The sequence below is a fragment of the Mycolicibacterium septicum DSM 44393 genome, assembly GCF_000455325.1.
GTDB lineage: Bacteria > Actinomycetota > Actinomycetes > Mycobacteriales > Mycobacteriaceae > Mycobacterium > Mycobacterium septicum.
The window spans coordinates 842,043-859,972 of record NZ_HG322953.1 but is presented as its reverse complement, the minus strand read 5'-3'; the positions used below and the strand labels follow the sequence as shown (position 1 = coordinate 859,972).

The window sequence follows — 17,930 nt, the reverse complement described above, 5'->3', positions numbered from 1 at the left end:
AGCGATTATGTCCTGCGCTAGCGTGGACCCCGATGGCTACATCTCGTGGCAAGGCAACCACCAAGCTCACCAGCGAAGCACTGGCGTTTCTCACCGAGCGTCACCTGGCGATGCTCACCACGCTGCGCTCGGACAATTCCCCGCATGTGGTGGCGGTCGGTTTCACCTTCGATCCGAAGACGCACATCGCGCGGGTCATCACCAACGGCGGCTCACAGAAGGCGGTGAACGCGCACGAGCGCGGCATCGCGGTGCTCAGCCAGGTCGACGGTGCCCGGTGGCTGTCGCTGGAGGGCAAGTCCACGGTGAGCAGCGAGGCCGACGCGGTCCGCGACGCCGAGCTGCGGTACGCCCAGCGCTACCGCACGCCGCGGATCAACCCCCGCCGCGTGGTGATCGAAGTACGGATCGAGCGCGTGCTGGGCTCCTCGGAGCTGCTGGACCGCAGCGAGGGCTGACCAGGGTCGGCGCCGGCAGATCCACCGGTCCTAGTCCACCGGCACCACCACGAGATCGTGCGGCTGGTTGTTGACCGACAACGCACCATCCTCGGTGACCACGACGATGTCCTCGATGCGGGCGCCCCACTGCCCCGGGAAATACACGCCGGGCTCCACGCTGAACGCCATCCCGGCCTCCAGCGGCAGATCGTTGCCCTCCACGATGTAGGGCTCCTCGTGCACCGACAGCCCGATGCCGTGCCCGGTGCGGTGTACGAATGCCTCGGCCAACCCTTCGGCGGCCAAAACGTCGCGAGCGGCCGCGTCGATCTGTTCGGCCGTCACGCCGGGGCGCACGGCCGCGACGGCCGCCTGCTGCGCACGCTGCAGCACCGCGTAACGACGTGCCACCTCGGGATCCGGCTCGCCGATGCTGTAGGTGCGGGTCGAGTCGGAGTTGTAGCCGGGCTCATACGGCCCGCCGATGTCGACGACGACGATGTCCCCGGCGCTCAACTCACGCTCCGAGCATTCATGGTGCGGGTCGGCACCGTTGGGCCCGGATCCGACGATGATGAACGCCACCTCTGAATGCCCTTCGGCGACAATCGCTTCGGCGATATCGGCGGACACGTCGGCTTCGGTACGGCCGGGCACCAGGAACTCCGGGACCCGGGCGTGCACCCGGTCGATCGCCGCGCCGGCCTTGCGCAGCGCGTCGATCTCGGCGGGGTCCTTGATCATCCGCAGGCGCCGCAGCACATCGGTGGCCAGTACCGGAACCACACCGAGCAGGTCGGCGAGCGGCAGCAGATGCAGGGCGGGCATGGAATCCGTCACCGCCACGGCACTGCCCGGCCCGCCGAGTGCATCGGCCACCATCTGGTACGGATTCTGTCCGTCCACCCAATCGCGCACCGCCACACCGAGTTCGGTGACCGCCGACTCGCGCAGCGCGGCCAGTTCCAGGCGCGGCACCACGATGGTCGGGTCACCGGTGGCGGGCAGCACCAGCGCGGTGAGCCGTTCGAAGGTCTGCGCTCGAGAGCCGACCAGGTACCGCAGGTCATAGCCGGGGGTGATGACCAGTCCGGCCAGACCGGCTTCTGCCGCGGCTGATGCTGCCGCGGAAAGGCGGTGGGCGTACACATCGGTGCTGAATCGGCTGACCGTCATGGCATCGAGGCTAGTGGTGCGGTAGATAACTGGCGATCTCGATCAGGTTGCCGTCGGGGTCGCGGCAATAGTGTGAGGTCATCGGGCCCAACGCGCCGGTCTTGGGAACGGGGCCCTCGGTGATCTCGACGCCACACGCTCTCAGGTGCTCACCGACGGCCTCCGGTTCGACGTCTGCGATGAAGCACAGATCCAGTGAACCCGGCGCGTCGACGGCACCGGTCACCCAGTTGGCCGAACCGGTCGGCCGCACGTTGAGCTTCTGATCGCCGAACACCAACGCGATACGGCCGTCACCGAACACCTCCCTGCGCATGCCCAGCACCCGCACGTAAAACGCGACAGTGGCATCGCTGTCCCGGCAGTTCACCACGACATGGTCAATACGGTTGACGGTGAAGGTCATACCTCACGCTACTGTCGCTGGAATGTTGCGTGATATCCGCGATCTCACCGACGATCCCGAGGCGTACGCCGCTGAGCTGCGCCGGCGCTGGGGCGGCCTGCTGAGTTACCGCTACCTCGGGCGTTCGTACTCCTCGATGGACCTGGGTCCGGCCGACGACACGGTGACGCTGCGACGCGACATGCGAAACCCGGCGGGCGGACTACTGCTTGCGGTGCTGGGCATCTCCTCGCCGGACAGCGGTGGCGTGAGCGATCTGGAAGCCGTACCCAACCCCGTGATCCACTCCTGCCAGGTCCTGGACCCGGCCGTGGATGTGGCCCGCATCCGGGTGGACACCGAGGTACTCAAGCAGGGCAGGCAACTGGCGTACAGCCGGTCGGTGATCGTCGACGCCGACAACCCGGACCGGGTCATCGCGCTCACCGAGGGTCAGGGCATCTCGATCGGCACGCCGCCGGAGGGCCTGGAGAAGATGCCGGTGGACCCGATCGACGTCGTCGACGGTCCGGACCTGCCGCCGCTGTGGCAGGTGTTCGGCGGCCACAAGCGTTCCAGCGGACATTGGTCGCTGCCCGAGCTCGCGGTCGAGGTGGCCTCACCGGACGCCGCGCTGCACATCGGCCCGCAGTTCGTGATCCTGGAGACGGCGGCGGCGGACGCCGCGGCCCGCGCCGCAGAAACCGATACGCTACAAGGCCTTTCGTCGCACGTGATGTTCCTGGCGCGCGGCAAGACCGGCCCGTTCCGGGTCGACACCCGGGTGCTGCCCGGGGCGGGCGGCACCATCGCGGTGCGGGCCACCCTGTACGACGAGGGTGCCGGCGGCAAAGCCGTCACGGCTGCCTCCTATGTGTTCGGACGGATGGAGGAAACCCGATGAGCGATCCCGTTCTGCTGCTCGACGGCGCCAGTATGTGGTTCCGGTCGTACTTCGGCGTGCCGTCGTCGATCAAGGCACCCGACGGCCGTCCGGTGAACGCGGTGCGCGGGTTCCTGGACTCGATCGCCACCCTGGTCACCCGAGAGCGGCCACGCCGGCTGGTGGTGTGCCGCGACGATGACTGGCGGCCGCAGTGGCGGGTCGACCTGGTGCCGTCGTACAAGGCGCACCGGGTGGAACAACCGCAACCCGACGGCACGCCCGATGTCGAAGAAGTTCCCGACGACCTCACACCGCAGGTCGACATGATCATGGAGCTGCTGGACGCATTCGGCATCGCGACGGCCGGGGCGCCCGGGTTCGAGGCCGACGACGTGCTCGGCACACTGGCGACGCGCGAACAGCATGATCCGGTCGTGGTGGTCAGCGGCGATCGTGACCTGCTTCAGCTCGTGCGTGACGAGCCGTCTCCGACCATCCGCGTGCTCTACATCGGGCGGGGACTGGCCAAGGCCACGAAATTCGGCCCGGAGGAAGTCGCCGAGCAGTACGGGGTGCCCATCGACCGCGCGGGTCCGGCGTACGCGGAACTGGCCCTGCTGCGGGGTGACCCGTCGGACGGGCTTCCCGGTGTCGCCGGGATCGGTGAGAAGACGGCCGCGACGCTGCTGGCCCGGCACGGTTCGCTGCGGGGTATCCAGGCGGCCGCCGAGGACCCGAAATCCTCACTGACCAAAGCACATCGGGCCAAGCTGCTGGCTGCCGCCGACTACATGGCCGCGGCCGAACCGGTGGTCCGGGTGGCCACGGATGCCCCGGTGACGTTGTCCGCTGCGACCGACGCTCTGCCGCTGGCCGCCGGCGACCCGGCCCGGGTCGCCGAACTGGCCGCGGCATACGGGGTGACCTCGTCGATCGGCCGGTTGCAGTCGGCGCTCGACCGGCTGCCCGGCTGAGCACACCTCGATCCGCACGTACTACGACAGGGCCGCCTGCGCGATAGCGCAGACGGCCCTGTCGTAGAAGCGGCAGCTGGTGGGGCCTACTTGGGCCGACCGACCTCGTAGGTGCCCTTGTCGTCCTTGAAGGTCACCGTCACCTTGCGCTTGGTGCCGTCGATGGTGACCTCGCAGTCGAAGGTCGAATCCTTCTTGACTGTCGGGTTCTCACCGTTGTTGCACTTGACACCGGTGACCTTGGTGGCCCCGTAGCCGTTGGTCTTGTCGGTGAGGATCTGCTCGACGCCACTCTGGGCCTTGTCGATGTCGAGCTTGGTCGTCATCGCCCATCCGGGCAGCCAGAACGCGGTCACCGCGAGAATGACCAGCAGCAGGGCCACCAAGCCACCGACGATGACACCGATGGTCGCCAGCGAACGCTTGGAGCCCGCGTCGGCACCCGGAACGCCATACTGCCCGAACTGGCCGGGAACGCCGTACTGGCCGGGCTGACCGTATTGCCCAGGCTGACCGTACTGCGGCGGCTGACCCGGCTGCCCGTACTGGGGCTGCTGCCCGTAGCCCGGTACCTGCCCGTACTGCGGCGGCTGGCCGGGCGGCGGGTAGGCCTGCTGGCCGTACTGCTCGGGACCCGGGTACTGCGGCTGTTGCGGCTGCGAATAATCCGGCTGCTGAACGCCCTGGGCAGGCGGCTGATACGACGGGTACTGCTGCGGCGTGTATGCCGGTGGCTGCCAGGCCGGAGCGTGAGTGCTGGGGTCCTCGGAAGCGGGGGTCGGCGGCTGCCATGCCTCAGCACCCTGCGCCTGCTCCCCCGCGGGCTCAGGCTGCTGACCGGGCCACTGCTGTCCCTGGTCAGATCCCTGCGGTCCGCTCATGGTTCTCCTTGATCCTGTTCGGTAACGCCTGCCACACCTTACCCCGCATCAACAGCAACAACACCGCGCCGAACGTCGTTGACAGCGCGTTTCGCGCTATTGCGCAGGGCAGTTGCGGGTGCGGCATTGCGCACCTGGTCGAGCAAGTCGAGCACCTGGCGGCACCACCGCACGAAATCTCCTGCCGACAACCCCGACCCGTTCACATCGGAAGCCGCGAGCGCGGCGGCCAGATCGCCGGTGGTCGCCCATCGGTAGACGGCGGTGACGAAGCCTTCGTCGGGTTCCCGGCTCGGCGCGAGTCGGTGCCGCTGCTCGTCGCCGCGCAGGTCCGCCGACAACCGCCGGGTCTTGGCCAGCGCGCGGCGCAGGCCCTCGGTGGGGATGTCTACTCCCAGTACCCCGCCCGCGGTGTCCCCGCGCGATTCGAACAGCACTGCCGAGAGCACGCCGGCCAGCTCCGCGGGCTGCAAGCCGTCCCACAGCCCGGCGCGCAGACATTCGGCCACCAGCAGATCGCTCTCGCTGTAGATCCGGGCCAGCAGGCGACCGGCGTCGGTGACCCTGGGTTCACCCGAGTCTGCCTCGATGAAGCCGCGTTCGCTGAGCAGCGCGACGATCCGGTCGAAGGTGCGAGCGAGCGAGTTCGTCGCCGCGTTCACCTTCTGCTGGATCTGGGCATTGTCACGCTCGATACGCAGATAGCGTTCGGCGATCCGGGCCTTGACTTCGCGGTCCGGGAGTTGGTGCGCCGGGTGATGACGCAGTTCCTCGCGCAGCCCGGCCAGTTCGGGATCGACGTCGCGTTCGGGCGCCCCGGCGCCCCTGCTCACGCGCTTCGACGGCACCGACAGGTCGGCCGCCGCCGAGCGCAATGCCGACGCCAGGTCCCGACGCACCCGTGGCTGCCGGTGTTCGACGCGCTTGGGCAGGGTCATCACACCCAGCGGGTCCGACGCACCCGAATAGTCGGCCGATGAAATCCGGCCGGCCCACCGGTGTTCGGTCAACACCAGCGGTCTCGGGTCGTCACTGTCTCGTTGGGCGGCCTCCAGCACCACCGCCAGACCTCCGCGTCGGCCGTGGGTGATGGTGATGATGTCGCCGCGACGCAGCGCGGCCAGTGCATCGGTGGCAGCCCTGCGTCGCTGCAGCCGCGACGCCCGCGACTGCGCGCGCTCACGTTCACCGATCTTGGTCCGCAACCGGACGTAGTCGAGGATCGGCGGCTCGGTCCTCGGCTCCTCGCGCGAGCGCTCGTCGGTGCCGCCGAGTTCGGCCGCCAGCTCGGCCATCATCCGCTCGCCGCGCGCGATCCCGCGCACCAACCCGACCACCGACCGGTCCGCCTGGTACTGGGCGAACGAGCGCTCCAGCAGTTTGTGGGCCTGTTCGGGCCCCATCTGCTGCACCAGGTTGATGGTCATGTTGTAGCTCGGCGCGAACGAGCTGCGCAGCGGGAACGTCCGCGTCGAGGCCAACCCGGCGACCTCGGCGGGCTCGGCATTGCTGTCGTCGGGCCGCCACAGCACCACGGCGTGGCCTTCGACGTCGATGCCGCGGCGCCCGGCCCGGCCGGTCAGCTGGGTGTACTCCCCCGGCGTCAACGGAACGTGCTGCTCACCGTTGAACTTCACCAGCCGCTCCAGCACCACGGTGCGAGCGGGCATGTTGATGCCAAGGGCCAGTGTCTCGGTGGCGAACACCGCCTTGACCAGGCCCGCGGTGAACAGCTCCTCCACGGTGTGCCGGAACACGGGCAGCATGCCGGCGTGGTGGGCGGCCAGCCCGCGCAGCAGGCCTTCGCGCCATTGGTGGTAATCCAGCACGATCAGGTCGGATTCGGCCAGGTCGGCGCAGCGCCGGTCGACGATCGCCGAGATCCGGGCCCGCTCCTCGTCGGTGGTGAGACGCAGCGGCGCTCGCAGGCACTGCTGGACCGCCGCGTCGCATCCCGCCCGCGAGAACACGAAGGTGATGGCGGGCAGCAGCCCCGCGGCATCCAGGGTGGCAATGACATCGGGCCGGCTGGGCGGGCGGTACAGCTGGGGCCGGCCTCCGCCCCGCCCACGCCCCCGTGGCTGCCAGTCCGCCAGCCGGTCGGCCTCACGCCGATGGCTGATGTGGCGCAACAGGTCCGGGTCCACGAGCGTGCTGTTGGTGCCCTCGAACAAATCGAACAGCCGCCTGCCGACGAGCATGTGCTGCGACAGCGGGACCGGCCGGTGTTCGTCGACGACGACGGTGGTGTCGCCGCGGACGGTCTGGATCCAGCCACCGAATTCCTCGGCATTGCTGACCGTGGCGGACAGGCTGACCAGCAGCACGTCCTCGGGCAGGTGCAGGATGACCTCTTCCCACACCGCGCCGCGCATCCGGTCGGCCAGGAAGTGCACCTCGTCCATCACGACGTAGGAAAGTCCGTGCAGTGCAGGCGAATTCGCATACAGCATGTTGCGCAGCACTTCGGTGGTCATCACCACGATGTCGGCGTCACCGTTGATGGACTGGTCACCGGTGAGCAACCCGATCTTGTCCGCGCCGTAGCGGGCCACCAGATCGTTGTGTTTCTGGTTGCTCAGCGCCTTGATCGGGGTGGTGTAGAAGCACTTGCCACCGGCCGCCAGCGCCAGGTGGACGGCGAACTCGCCGACGACGGTCTTACCCGCCCCGGTGGGGGCACACACCAGGACCCCGTGGCCGCTTTCGAGCGCACGGCAGGAACGCAGCTGGAAATCATCGAGAGCGAACGGATATTCGGCGGTGAACTTGGTCAGTTCGCCACCGTTCTGGCCACCCGACTCAGGTGGCATCGTCGTCGATGTCGATCCGCGATGCGCCCGCCACCGGGGCCGGCCGCTCGACCGGCTCCACCGTCGGGATCGGCGCGGCCTCGTCCTCGGGCACCTCCAGTGCCTCGCGCCGGGCCTTGCGCTTGTCGTTGATCCGCGCCGTCTGGATGGCGAACTCCAGCAGCAGGCTGAGCGCGCAGGCCAGCGCCAGCATCGTGAACGGGTCCGACCCGGGCGTGGCGAACGCCGCGAACACGAACAACCCGAAGATCAGTCCGCGTCGCCAGGCCTTGAGCCGCTCGTAGCTGAGCATGCCGACCAGGTTGAGCATGATGATCAGCAGCGGGAACTCGAAGCTGATGCCGAACACCAGCAGCAGGTTGATCAGGAACCCGAAGTATTGCTCGCCCGACAGCGCCGTGACCTGCACATCGCTGCCGACGGTGAGCAGGAAGCCCAGGGCGGTGGCCAGCACCACGTAGGCCAGGATCGCGCCGGTGATGAACAGCAGGGCGCCGACGCCGACGAACGCCATCGCGAAGCGGCGTTCCTTCTTGTACAGACCCGGCGTGATGAACGCCCACAGCTGGTAGAGCCACACCGGGCAGGCCAGCACCAGCCCGGCCGCCAGCGCCACCTTGAGGCGCAGCATGAACTGGTCGAACGGGCCGGTGGCCAACAGGCGGCATTCGCCGTCCGGGGCGATTGACGCGCGCGCCGAATCCGGCAGCGCGCAGTAAGGGCCGCGCAGCCATTCCCCCAGGCTGTGGAAGCCGAAGAAGCCGTGGGTGTACCAGAGGAAGCCGAAGATCGTCGTCAACAGGACGGCGGCCACGGCAATCAGCAGACGGTTGCGCAGCTCGTGCAGGTGGTCGACCAACGACATCGTGCCGTCGGGGTTGACCCGCGAACGGCGGCGGCGGGGATCGAGCTTCTTGATGAATCCGGAGGTCACGGGCGTGTTCTAACGGCCTGGTCGTAGACGCGACGTGTCATCGCGGGGCGATGACCGCGATCGGGCGCCGGACCGGTCAGGCCGTGTGGCGGTCCGGGGACTGCTCGGGAGCAGGAGAATCGACCCGCTCGGAGGCGATCGGCTTGGCCGGCGGGGTCTCCGCGGAGGAGGCCGCAGAATCCGACTGCATCTCCTTGATCTCGGACTTGAAGATCCGCATCGACTTACCGAGCGACCGCGCCGCATCCGGCAGCTTCTTGGCGCCGAAAAGCAGCACGAACACCGCGATGACAATGATCCAGTGCCAGGGTTGTAGACCACCCAATTTGGTTACCTCCAGACGTCCGTGATGAGTCTACCCGCGTGCGTCGCCGGCGTCGTAGGTGTGCGGCGCCGCGGTGTCGTAGACACGCAGTGCCTCTCCGGCCGACTCCCGCACCCGCTGTGCCAATACCTCCGGGGCCAACACCCGCACTGCCGAACCGAATCCGAGAAGGAAGCGCGCCATCCACTCCTGGGAGGCGTACGTCATCACCGCTTCGCACGCCCCGTCGGGCAACTCGCTGACCACCCGCAGCGGGTAGTAGTCGAACATCCACGACGCGGAGCGGTCGATCAGCAGGGTGGCCGACGGCAACGACGGGTCGGCGGTGTCGGGATCGAACAGCGAGGTGTCTGTGCGCGCCTGCACCGCCGGTGACGGCGGCGCGGAGGGGTCGGTGAGCAGCTCCGCCGCGACGATCCGGTCGAACCGGAACATCCGTACCGCCTCGGCGGTACGGCACCATGCCTCCAGGTAGGTGTTGTCACCGATCAGTACCACCCTGATCGGGTCGACGGTGCGCGACGTGAGGGAGTCGCGCGACGCCGAGTAGTACTCCAGGGTCAGCGCGCGTGCGTCACGCACCGCGGCCCGGACCGCCGCGGCCGCACCGGTTTCCTGAGGCACCGTCTCCTCGAGACCGGATTCCTCCAGGGACGCACGCTGGGTGCCCGCCGCCGATTCGATCTTGGCGATGGCGCTGCGCGCGGCCTCGGGGTCCACCATCCCGGGCACGTCGACCAACGACCGCAACGCCACCAGGATGCCGGTGGCTTCCGTGGATGTCAGGCGCAACGGGCGGTCGACACCAGCGCTGAACGTGACTTCGACTGTGTCCCCTTCGAAGTCGAAGTCGATCAGGTCACCCGGACTGTAGCCGGGCAGCCCGCACATCCAGAGCTGCTCGAGATCGGAGTCCAGCTGTTTGCGGGTCACCCCCAGCGCAGCCGCGGCCTCGTCGCGCGTGACCTTCGGGTTCGCCTGGAAGTACGGAACCATGTTCAGCAGCCGGACCAGCCGGGTCGACACCTGACTGCTCATGCCGTGCCCGCCTGCGCCCGCAACCGGCTCACCACGTCCTCGCGCAGCGACCGGGGTTCCAGCGCCACGGCGTCGGCGCCGTGGCTCGCGATCTCGCGGGCCAGCCGGTCCGACATTCCGATGTCGACGGTGATCTCCTCTCCCGCGCGCCCACCCAGCGTGCGCGGAACGGTCTCGATGGCCTGCCGGCGCAGAGCGGTGGCGCGTCCCCCGGCGATCCACACTCTGGCCTGTTCACCGGTGGGCAGCTCGGCCACCGCGCGGGCCACGATCTCGCGCAGATTCACCCCGTCGGGCTTGGCCACCGCACCGGCCGGCCCGACGGGGCTCACGTCGGCGTCGATGCGCGACAGCCGGAAGGTACGGGTGTCGTCGCGGTCGCGGTCATGTCCGACCAGATACCACCGGCCACGATGGGTGACGACCCCCCAGGGCTCGACATTCCGGCTGGTGTACTCGACATTGCGTGAGGCCCGGTGCCGGAATCGCACGGCATGCCCGGAATCGATCGCCGAGAGCAGGATTCGCAACACCTCTTCGGAGCCGCGCAGCCCGGGCAGGGTCGCGGTCGACGCGATGGCCACACCGGCCCCGTCGGCGTCGACGTCGACACCCGCGGCACGCAGCTTCAGCAGTGCGCCCTGCGTCGCGGTGACCAGTTCCGGGGACTCCCACAGCTGGGTGGCCACCGCCACCGCCGCGGCCTCGTCGGCACTCAGCTGCACCGGCGGCAGCGCGTAGGAATCCCGATTGATCCGGTAGCCCTCGGTCGGATCGAACTTCGACACCCGGCCCGTCTCCAACGGGATGCCCAAGTCGCGCAATTCGTTCTTGTCGCGCTCGAACATCCGGGAGAACGCTTCGTCACTGGGACTGTCGGCATATCCGGCGACGCTGGCGCGGATCTTGTCGGCAGGCAGGAACGACCGGGTGGACAGCAGGGCGATGACGAGGTTCATCAACCGCTCGACTTTGGATACCGCCACGAGATGAAAGCTTAGGGCCTGCGCACGGCGGATCCCGTCAGCGGCGGCCGGGCGGGGCGGGCGTCGGCACCCGAAAAAGGTGCACCGGCCGATGCGTCACGAATGCGATGCTGGAGCGGCGGCGTGATCGCCTGCACCCTCGATGACCGGGAGGACGGCATGCGCAGATTCGTTCGCGGCATGTCGGCGACGGCTGCGCTTCTCGGCGCGGTCGCATGCACCCGCATCTCCGGCGGGGTGCCCGTCGCCGCTCCGGACGCATTCCCCGACCTGTCGAACTATCCCGTCGTCGGGAACGTCTACGGAACCGAGAACACCCGGCAGTACTTCAGCGGCGACACGTTCACCACGCCCGACGGTCAGCGGTGCTCGGTCAACGTCCGTGACTACCTGCACCGGCTCTGGTGTTCGGGGCCGCGGGCGGACCGGGGCGGGTACTGGGACACGTCGTTCGGGCCGAACACCCCCGCGACGATCAAGCCCGCTGATCCGCCGGCAGCCGACTGGAAACCGCGACCCGGCGAGTTCCTGCCGCTGCCGCCGGCGCACAAGATCAACCTCCCGGCGGGCATGGTGTGCGGGGTCGGCCCCGACCCGGCGGCAGGGATGTTCGCGTGCCGCGCGGGGGAGCACGGCTTCGTCTTCACTCGGACCGCAACCCGTCTGTTCTGACCCGGGACCGCCTACATGCTGGCGATGAGCCGCTTCACCCGCTCGTCGACCGACCGGAACGGATCCTTGCAGAGCACGGTGCGCTGAGCCTGGTCGTTGAGCTTGAGGTGCACCCAGTCGACGGTGAAGTCCCGCCCGGCTTCCTGTGCGGCGCTGATGAACTCGCCACGCAGCTTGGCCCGCGTGGTCTGCGGCGGGGTGTTGACCGCGGCGTCGATCTCCTCGTCGGTGGTGATCCGGGAGGCCAGACCTTTGCGCTGCAACAGGTCGAAAACGCCGCGACCGCGCTTGATGTCGTGGTAGGCGAGATCGAGCTGGCTGATCTTCGGATCGGACAGCTCCATGTTGTAGCGGTCCTGGTAGCGCTGGAACAGCTTGCGCTTGATCACCCAGTCGATCTCGGTGTCGACCTTCGCGAAATCCTGGCTCTCGACCGCGTCGAGCTGGCGGCCCCACAGATCGACCACCTGCTCGATCTGGGTGCTCGGTTCGCGGGTCTGCAGGTATTCGACGGCTCGGCCGTAGTACTCGCGCTGGATGTCCAGGGCGCTGGCCTGCCGCCCGCCCGCCAACCTGACCGGACGCCGCCCGGTCAGGTCATGGCTGACCTCGCGGATGGCGCGGATCGGGTTGTCCAGAGAGAAATCGCGGAACGGCACACCGGCCTCGATCATCTCCAGCACCAGTGAGGCGCTGCCCACCTTGAGCATCGTGGTGGACTCGCACATGTTGGAGTCACCGACGATGACGTGCAGGCGGCGGTACTTCTCGGCGTCGGCATGCGGCTCGTCGCGGGTGTTGATGATCGGACGCGACCGGGTCGTCGCGCTGGAGACGCCCTCCCAGATGTGCTCGGCACGCTGGCTCAGGCAGTAGGTGGCGGCCTTCGGCGTCTGCAACACCTTGCCCGCACCGCAGATGAGCTGGCGGGTGACCAGGAACGGCAGCAGTACGTCGGAGATCCGGGAGAATTCACCGGCACGCACGATCAGGTAGTTCTCGTGGCAGCCGTAGGAGTTGCCCGCCGAGTCGGTGTTGTTCTTGAACAGGTAGATGTCGCCGCCGATGCCCTCGTCGGCCAGCCGCTGCTCGGCATCGATCAGCAGGTCCTCCAGGACGCGCTCACCGGCACGGTCGTGGGTGACCAGCTGGGTCAGGTTGTCGCATTCGGCGGTTGCGTACTCGGGGTGGCTGCCCACATCGAGGTACAACCGGGCTCCGTTGCGGAGGAACACGTTGGAACTGCGGCCCCACGACACCACCCGCCGGAACAGATAGCGGGCAACCTCGTCGGGGCTGAGCCGGCGATGGCCATGGAAGGTGCAGGTCACACCGAATTCCGTCTCGATGCCCATGATTCGTCGCTGCACGCTAACGAGCTTACGGGGTGGTTCACCGCAACGGTGGACAAGCGCGCGCTGACGGGGCGGCAAAATCTGGACGTCGCGCTCGTTACGGCCGCGAGCCCGATCGATTTCGACCCGGCTACGTACCGCGCGCCGCGGCGGTAGGTACCTCGGCAACGGGCGCCAGCGACCCGTCGGGCAACCCGAGGATGCGTTCGATCGCCTGCAGGTAGGCGCCGATCACCCGCTGCGCGCGGGGCCCGCGGGCGTCGATCCCGCCGGATCCGTCCTGTTCGATCGCGACGGCGAAGGCATCGGCGAGCACGCCGTCCAGGCCCGCGATGAACATCGCCGCCTCGTGCGGGAACCCGGCGTCGAACACGCCTTCGTCGCAGCCCTGGCGGATGACGGCTTCGAGCATCGGTACCGAGGTGCGCATGGACTCCTTGGCCAGCTTCTGGCGGAACAACGCGTTCTCGTCCCGCCACAGGGTCATGAGGATCGACACAGCGGCCGGATTGTCGGCCTTCCAAGCGGCCGACGCGCCGAAGTAGGCATGGAGCTTGGCGATGGCATCGAGGCTGTCATCGGCGACCACCGCCTCCAGGGGCGGTGTCGCGCTCTCCGTCATCGCGTCGACGATCCCTTCCAGCAACGCCTGTTTCGAGCCGAAGTAGTGGTAGAGCGCGCCTTTGGACATCTGCACCTTGGCCAGAACGTCCTCGATGGTCATCCGCTCATAGCCCTTGTCGTGGATGAGCTGCAGAGCGGCATCGAGGATCTCCCGACGCCGGGCCGCGTACTCATCCGGCTTGACCCGACGGGCCACGGACACCTCCCATTGACGACTGCTCAGGCCCGAGCCTACTCTAAAAATAGACCGTCCGTCGGTTTATTGATTGGAGCAGCGATGTCACAGGCCACCCCCGAAGCCCGACGCCGCACCCGGGCGTTCGCACGCGTCCTCGGCCCGTTCGTCGCGGCCGCGACGGTGATCATCGCGATTCGCCTGCCAGACCTCACCGGACTGCTCGGCGGGCTGTTCGACAACCCGGTCCTGCCCTGGATCCTCGGTGCGGCGATGCTGATGATGGGTCTGATCGTGATCGCCTTCCACCAGTACTGGTACAGCGTGACGGCGGTGCTCATCTCGCTGTTCGGCTGGTTCGTGGCGCTGCGCGGACTCGCGATGATGGCCATCCCGTCGGTCATCGACTCCGGGGCGAACGCGACCGTCACCAGCCCCGGCCCGATGCTGGCCGCCCGGGTCTTCTTCCTGTTACTGACAGCGATGGGCTTGTGGCTGACCTACGTCGGCTGGCGTCGCGAGAGCACCCTGGATGACCGGGCGGTCACCGTCTGAGCGGGCCGCCTGAGCACTCCGCCGCAGCGACGCGATCAGCCGCGCGCCAAGATCGCCAGCAGCAGTTCGGCCCGCACCCGGGCCACCCCGAGATCACAACCCAACAGCGCCTCGGTCGTTTCGATCCGCTTGCGCATCGTGTGCCGGTGCACGCCGAGGGCCGCCGCAGCGGCCTCCCACTGGCCGTTGGCCTCCAGGAACGCCCGCAGCGCCGCCATCAGCCCGGTTCCATGCTGCGCGTCGTGGTCGGCCACCGGAGTCAGCACCGCCGCCCCGAGCGCCACCAGCACCTCACGGCTGGGTCCGGACGACAACAGTGCACTGCCCGCCAGCGCGGCGAATTCCAAGGGATAACAACCCCGTTCGGCCACCGATGCGGCCAGTCGGGCGTCGTCGACAGCCTGCATCAACCGGGACAGCGGCTGCGTCCCGCTGAGCCCGCTGCGGCTCGACTTGCGCACCGATCGGTCCAGCCCACCCAGCAGACCCGCGGCGGCGTCAACCGTCACGGTGCCCGGCAACAACACCGTCAGCCGGTGATCGGCACCGTGCACGAACACCGGATGACCGGCCGCCTCCAGCTCTTTGGCCACCGCCGCACTCGCGCGGCGTCGGTGGGTCGCCGACTTCACGTCGTCGTCGAACTCGACGACCAGTACGCGAATCCGGCCCGCGGCGTCGGTGACCGGGCCCAGCTGCGCATACACCGGATCCCGGTCGAGCTCTCCGGTCAACAACAGTCCCAGCGCCTGTTCGTTGAGCAGCCGCTGCACCTCCTGCAGCCGGGCCGGCTTCTCAAAATCCAAGGCCAGCAACGATGTTGCGTGCCCGAACAGCACCTGGTCGACCGGACTCAGTGCGCCCGGGCTGACCACGGCGAGCACGCCGTGCGAGCGGCCGCCGACCCGGATGTCCTGTTGGGCCACCGTGGTGCCGTCCGCGAGCACCCGCACGCCCGACGCGGCCCCCGGCTCGATCGAGTCGCGCACCAGGTTGACCGTGGTGACGCTGAGGTTGCCCGGCTGCGATGCGATCACCGTCCCGGTCGGATCCAGCACCACCACCGCGGCTTTCAGCGCGCGGCCCAGTTCGGCCGCGACGCCGCGCGGGCCGTCGCTCACCACCGCCCGGGTGATGCGCGGCTGCGCCCGCGAAGCGCGTAGCACCGCGTCGTACTCCAGCTCGGCGATGCGGGAGCCGACCCGTTGCACCACCGCCGCGAACGGGGTACGAAGCGGCACCTCGATCAGCGCCAGCCCGAGTTCCTCGGCAGCCTCCACCACTTCGCCGGGCACCGCGTCGAACGTCAGACCGATACCGAATCCAACTGCGGCAACGCCACTTTCGGCCAGCAACTGCAGGTAGCGCCGCCGCCCGCGACCACTGGCAGGCAGGCTGATGCCGGTGGTCAGCACCAATTCGCCACCGGAGAGCCATTCGGCCGGATTGGCCAGTTCAGTGGTCAGCACCAGGTTCACCTCGCGCCCGACACCGGCCGAGCCCGCCAGCAGACGCAGATGCAGGTCCGACTGCTCGATCACCCATCGCACCGGAACCGCCACCAACAGGAATGTACAGAATGTCGAAAAACCGCACAGAGAATCTCCATATTGTCGGATGATCTGCGATGTGTTCCGCGACACACTTGGCCCGCCAGAAACCCGATGATTTTCACGAGAGAGATGGACGGTGCGGGATGCCGGATGGACCGCTGCAGACCTCGGTCGAGACGCCGCACGCCATACCCCTGCCGACAGGAGACCGCCGGTGACCGCCGCCTTCCATCCGCTCGATCCCCTCACCGCAGCCGAATTCACCCAGGTCGCCGACGTCCTGAGGGCGGCGCGCGGGGTCGCGGCGGGCTGGCGGTACACCTCGATCGAGTTGATCGAGCCGTCCAAGGCCGAGGTGGCCGCATTCGATTCGGCGGGCACAATCCCGGAGCGGCGGGCGCTGGCGGTGCTGCTGGACACCGGAACCAATCGCACCTACAAGGGCCTGGTGTCGTTGACGGCCGGCACGGTGTCGTCCTGGGACCACATCCCCGGCGTGCAGCCCAACTTCACCGTCGACGAGTGGGAAGAGGCCGACCAGGCGCTGCGCAGGCACCCGGATGTCATCGCCGCACTGGCCAAACGGGGCATCACCGACATGGACCTGGTGTTCATGGACACCTGGACCTACGGCGACGTGGTGATGCCGGAGAAGTACAGGGACCGGCGACTGGGCTGGTCGGACACGTGGGTCCGGGCCGCCGAGGGCGCCAACCCGTACGCAGGACCGGTCAACGGATTCCATTGCGTGATCGACATGAACACCATGGAACTGCTCGAGATCGAGGACACGTTCACCGTCGAGCGGCCGGAGATGATGGGCGAGTATGTGCCGCAACACATTCCCGAACGCATCCGCAAGGCCGGCACCAGAGAGCCGCTGCAACCGCTGAACATCACCCAGCCCGAGGGGGTTTCCTTCACCCTGGACGGCAACCTGCTGAAGTGGCAGAACTGGTCACTGCGGGTGGGATTCAACTACCGCGAAGGCATGACCCTGCATGCCGTCACCTACAACGACAACGGCCGGGTTCGCTCGGTGGCCAACCGGATGTCGTTCGCCGAAATGATGGTCCCCTACCGCGATCACTGCGTGGACCACTACCGGCGCACAGCGTTCGACATCGGCGAGTGGGGCATCGGCTTCATGACCACCTCGCTGGAGTTGGGCTGCGACTGTCTCGGTGAGATCCGCTACCTGGATGCCGTGCTGCACAACAGCAAGGGTGAGCCGTACACCATCAAGAACGCCATCTGCATCCACGAGGAGGACAACGCCGTCCTGTGGAAGCACGTCGACCATCACAGCGGCGCCGAGGTGCGCCGGATGCGCCGGCTGACGGTCTCCTTCCATGTGACCGTGGCCAACTACGAATACCTCACCTACTGGCGGTTCTATCAGGACGGCAGTATCGAATGTGAGGTCCGGGCGACCGGGATCATGGTGGTCAGCAACTTCGCAGAAGGTCAGGCGCACCCGCACGGCACCCTGGTCGACGAGCGCACGTACGCCCCGTACCACCAGCATTTCCTGGTGGCCCGGTTGGACCTGGACGTCGATGGCACGCAGAACACGGTGTACGCCACCGAAACCGAGATCGAGCCGATGGGCCCGGACAACCCGTACGGGTTGTCCTTGCGGCAGCGCAACACCCCGCTGCGCACCGAGTCCGAGGGCAAGCAGGACATGAACTTCCAGACCCAGCGGGCCTGGAAGGTGGTCAACGACAACGTCCGCAACGGTCTCGGCACCGCGCCGGCCTACAAGCTGGTGCCCGGCGGGGCCTTCCCTGCCATGTTCGATCCGGACTCCCCCGTGCTGGCCCGCTGCAAGGCCATCGAGCACACCCTGTGGGTCACCCCCAACTCGGCGGAAGAGCGATGGCCGGCAGGTGAATTCGTCACTCAGAGTCGTGAGGACCACGGCCTGCCGATGTGGACCGCCGCCGATCGCTCGATCGAGAACACCGATGTGGTGCTGTGGTACGTGTTCGGCATCCACCACATCACCCGCCCCGAGGACTGGCCGATCATGCCGGCTGACGTCGTCAGCTTCTGGCTCAAACCGGTCGGATTCTTCGATCGCAACCCATCTCTGGATGTGGCACCGGCACCGCCGAAAGCCTGTCACAGCACCGAATGCGCGGAGGACTAGCCG

General features: G+C 68.0%; 17 protein-coding genes. 6 read left to right on the top strand and 11 right to left on the bottom strand.

Annotated features, from left to right (window positions below):
- Positions 1–32 precede the first annotated feature (32 nt).
- Positions 33–458, top strand: coding sequence for a F420-dependent biliverdin reductase (locus TX88_RS30910; RefSeq protein WP_044523949.1), 426 nt, complete (start codon positions 33–35; stop codon positions 456–458).
- A gap of 30 nt (positions 459–488) precedes the next feature.
- Here TX88_RS30910 and TX88_RS30905 read toward each other — a convergent pair whose 3' ends face one another.
- Both TX88_RS30905 and TX88_RS30900 read right to left on the bottom strand, forming a co-directional pair.
- Complete coding sequence (locus TX88_RS30905) at positions 489–1,616, bottom strand: M24 family metallopeptidase (protein ID WP_044523948.1); 1,128 nt, start codon at positions 1,614–1,616, stop codon at positions 489–491.
- Between the two features lie 10 nt (positions 1,617–1,626).
- Positions 1,627–2,022, bottom strand: a complete 396-nt coding sequence (locus TX88_RS30900; protein WP_044523946.1) for a VOC family protein — start codon at positions 2,020–2,022, stop codon at positions 1,627–1,629.
- Between the two features lie 22 nt (positions 2,023–2,044).
- On the opposite strand from TX88_RS30900, the gene TX88_RS30895 reads away from it, so the two are divergent.
- Positions 2,045–2,905, top strand: a complete 861-nt coding sequence (locus TX88_RS30895) for a hypothetical protein (RefSeq protein WP_044523944.1) — start codon at positions 2,045–2,047, stop codon at positions 2,903–2,905.
- The gene (locus TX88_RS30890; RefSeq protein ID WP_044523941.1) at positions 2,902–3,861 is read left to right on the top strand and encodes a 5'-3' exonuclease; all 960 of its coding nucleotides are present in this window, start codon (positions 2,902–2,904) and stop codon (positions 3,859–3,861) included. The genes TX88_RS30895 and TX88_RS30890 overlap by 4 nt, the downstream gene beginning before the upstream one ends.
- 86 nt (positions 3,862–3,947) lie before the next feature.
- On the opposite strand, the gene TX88_RS30885 is transcribed toward TX88_RS30890, so the two are convergent.
- The 6 genes from TX88_RS30885 to TX88_RS30860 form a co-directional block, all read right to left on the bottom strand.
- A complete protein-coding gene (locus tag TX88_RS30885; protein ID WP_044523939.1) occupies positions 3,948–4,742 on the bottom strand; it encodes a DUF4333 domain-containing protein in 795 nt (264 codons plus the stop codon).
- A gap of 38 nt (positions 4,743–4,780) precedes the next feature.
- Positions 4,781–7,555 carry a DEAD/DEAH box helicase gene (locus TX88_RS30880; RefSeq protein WP_044523938.1) on the bottom strand — a complete coding sequence of 925 codons (2,775 nt, stop codon included), beginning with the start codon at positions 7,553–7,555 and terminating at the stop codon, positions 4,781–4,783.
- Positions 7,545–8,489, bottom strand: coding sequence for a twin-arginine translocase subunit TatC (tatC, locus tag TX88_RS30875; protein ID WP_044523936.1), 945 nt, complete (start codon positions 8,487–8,489; stop codon positions 7,545–7,547). The genes TX88_RS30880 and tatC overlap by 11 nt, the downstream gene beginning before the upstream one ends.
- Before the next feature lie 76 nt (positions 8,490–8,565).
- Entirely contained in the window at positions 8,566–8,814 is a 249-nt protein-coding gene (gene tatA / locus TX88_RS30870; protein ID WP_044523934.1) for a Sec-independent protein translocase subunit TatA, read from the bottom strand.
- Between the two features lie 30 nt (positions 8,815–8,844).
- Complete coding sequence (locus TX88_RS30865) at positions 8,845–9,852, bottom strand: helix-turn-helix transcriptional regulator (protein WP_044523932.1); 1,008 nt, start codon at positions 9,850–9,852, stop codon at positions 8,845–8,847.
- Positions 9,849–10,838 carry a helix-turn-helix transcriptional regulator gene (locus TX88_RS30860; protein WP_044523930.1) on the bottom strand — a complete coding sequence of 330 codons (990 nt, stop codon included), beginning with the start codon at positions 10,836–10,838 and terminating at the stop codon, positions 9,849–9,851. Before TX88_RS30860 ends, TX88_RS30865 begins: the two co-directional genes overlap by 4 nt.
- A gap of 123 nt (positions 10,839–10,961) precedes the next feature.
- Between TX88_RS30860 and TX88_RS30855 the strand changes: the two genes are divergently transcribed.
- Positions 10,962–11,510 carry a hypothetical protein gene (locus tag TX88_RS30855; RefSeq protein ID WP_049925544.1) on the top strand — a complete coding sequence of 183 codons (549 nt, stop codon included), beginning with the start codon at positions 10,962–10,964 and terminating at the stop codon, positions 11,508–11,510.
- An 11-nt stretch (positions 11,511–11,521) separates the two neighbouring features.
- Here TX88_RS30855 and pafA read toward each other — a convergent pair whose 3' ends face one another.
- Positions 11,522–12,880: a Pup--protein ligase gene (gene pafA / locus TX88_RS30850; RefSeq protein ID WP_110918239.1), complete on the bottom strand. Its 1,359-nt coding sequence runs from the start codon at positions 12,878–12,880 to the stop codon at positions 11,522–11,524.
- A 115-nt stretch (positions 12,881–12,995) separates the two neighbouring features.
- On the bottom strand, positions 12,996–13,685 hold the full coding sequence (locus tag TX88_RS30845; protein WP_162563239.1) for a TetR/AcrR family transcriptional regulator: 690 nt from the start codon (positions 13,683–13,685) through the stop codon (positions 12,996–12,998).
- Between the two features lie 81 nt (positions 13,686–13,766).
- On the opposite strand from TX88_RS30845, the gene TX88_RS30840 reads away from it, so the two are divergent.
- Positions 13,767–14,219 carry a hypothetical protein gene (locus TX88_RS30840; protein WP_044523925.1) on the top strand — a complete coding sequence of 151 codons (453 nt, stop codon included), beginning with the start codon at positions 13,767–13,769 and terminating at the stop codon, positions 14,217–14,219.
- Positions 14,220–14,254: 35 nt separating this feature from the next.
- Here the strand turns inward: TX88_RS30840 and TX88_RS30835 are convergent, their stop codons facing one another.
- On the bottom strand, positions 14,255–15,769 hold the full coding sequence (locus TX88_RS30835; RefSeq protein WP_084622323.1) for a PucR family transcriptional regulator: 1,515 nt from the start codon (positions 15,767–15,769) through the stop codon (positions 14,255–14,257).
- A gap of 217 nt (positions 15,770–15,986) precedes the next feature.
- On the opposite strand from TX88_RS30835, the gene TX88_RS30830 reads away from it, so the two are divergent.
- A complete protein-coding gene (locus TX88_RS30830) occupies positions 15,987–17,927 on the top strand; it encodes a primary-amine oxidase (RefSeq protein WP_044523924.1) in 1,941 nt (646 codons plus the stop codon).
- Positions 17,928–17,930: the final 3 nt, after the last annotated feature.

Excerpts from the sequence above, each read along its gene's own strand:
- TX88_RS30910 (WP_044523949.1), top strand. The coding sequence starts at position 33 with ATGGCTACATCTCGTGGCAAGGCAACCACCAAGCTCACCAGCGAAGCA.
- TX88_RS30900 (WP_044523946.1), bottom strand. The coding sequence starts at position 2,022 with ATGACCTTCACCGTCAACCGTATTGACCATGTCGTGGTGAACTGCCGG.
- TX88_RS30905 (WP_044523948.1), bottom strand. The coding sequence starts at position 1,616 with ATGACGGTCAGCCGATTCAGCACCGATGTGTACGCCCACCGCCTTTCC.
- TX88_RS30890 (WP_044523941.1), top strand. The coding sequence starts at position 2,902 with ATGAGCGATCCCGTTCTGCTGCTCGACGGCGCCAGTATGTGGTTCCGG.
- TX88_RS30865 (WP_044523932.1), bottom strand. The coding sequence starts at position 9,852 with ATGAGCAGTCAGGTGTCGACCCGGCTGGTCCGGCTGCTGAACATGGTT.
- TX88_RS30840 (WP_044523925.1), top strand. The coding sequence starts at position 13,767 with ATGTCACAGGCCACCCCCGAAGCCCGACGCCGCACCCGGGCGTTCGCA.
- TX88_RS30880 (WP_044523938.1), bottom strand. The coding sequence starts at position 7,555 with ATGCCACCTGAGTCGGGTGGCCAGAACGGTGGCGAACTGACCAAGTTC.
- TX88_RS30895 (WP_044523944.1), top strand. The coding sequence starts at position 2,045 with ATGTTGCGTGATATCCGCGATCTCACCGACGATCCCGAGGCGTACGCC.
- TX88_RS30885 (WP_044523939.1), bottom strand. The coding sequence starts at position 4,742 with ATGAGCGGACCGCAGGGATCTGACCAGGGACAGCAGTGGCCCGGTCAG.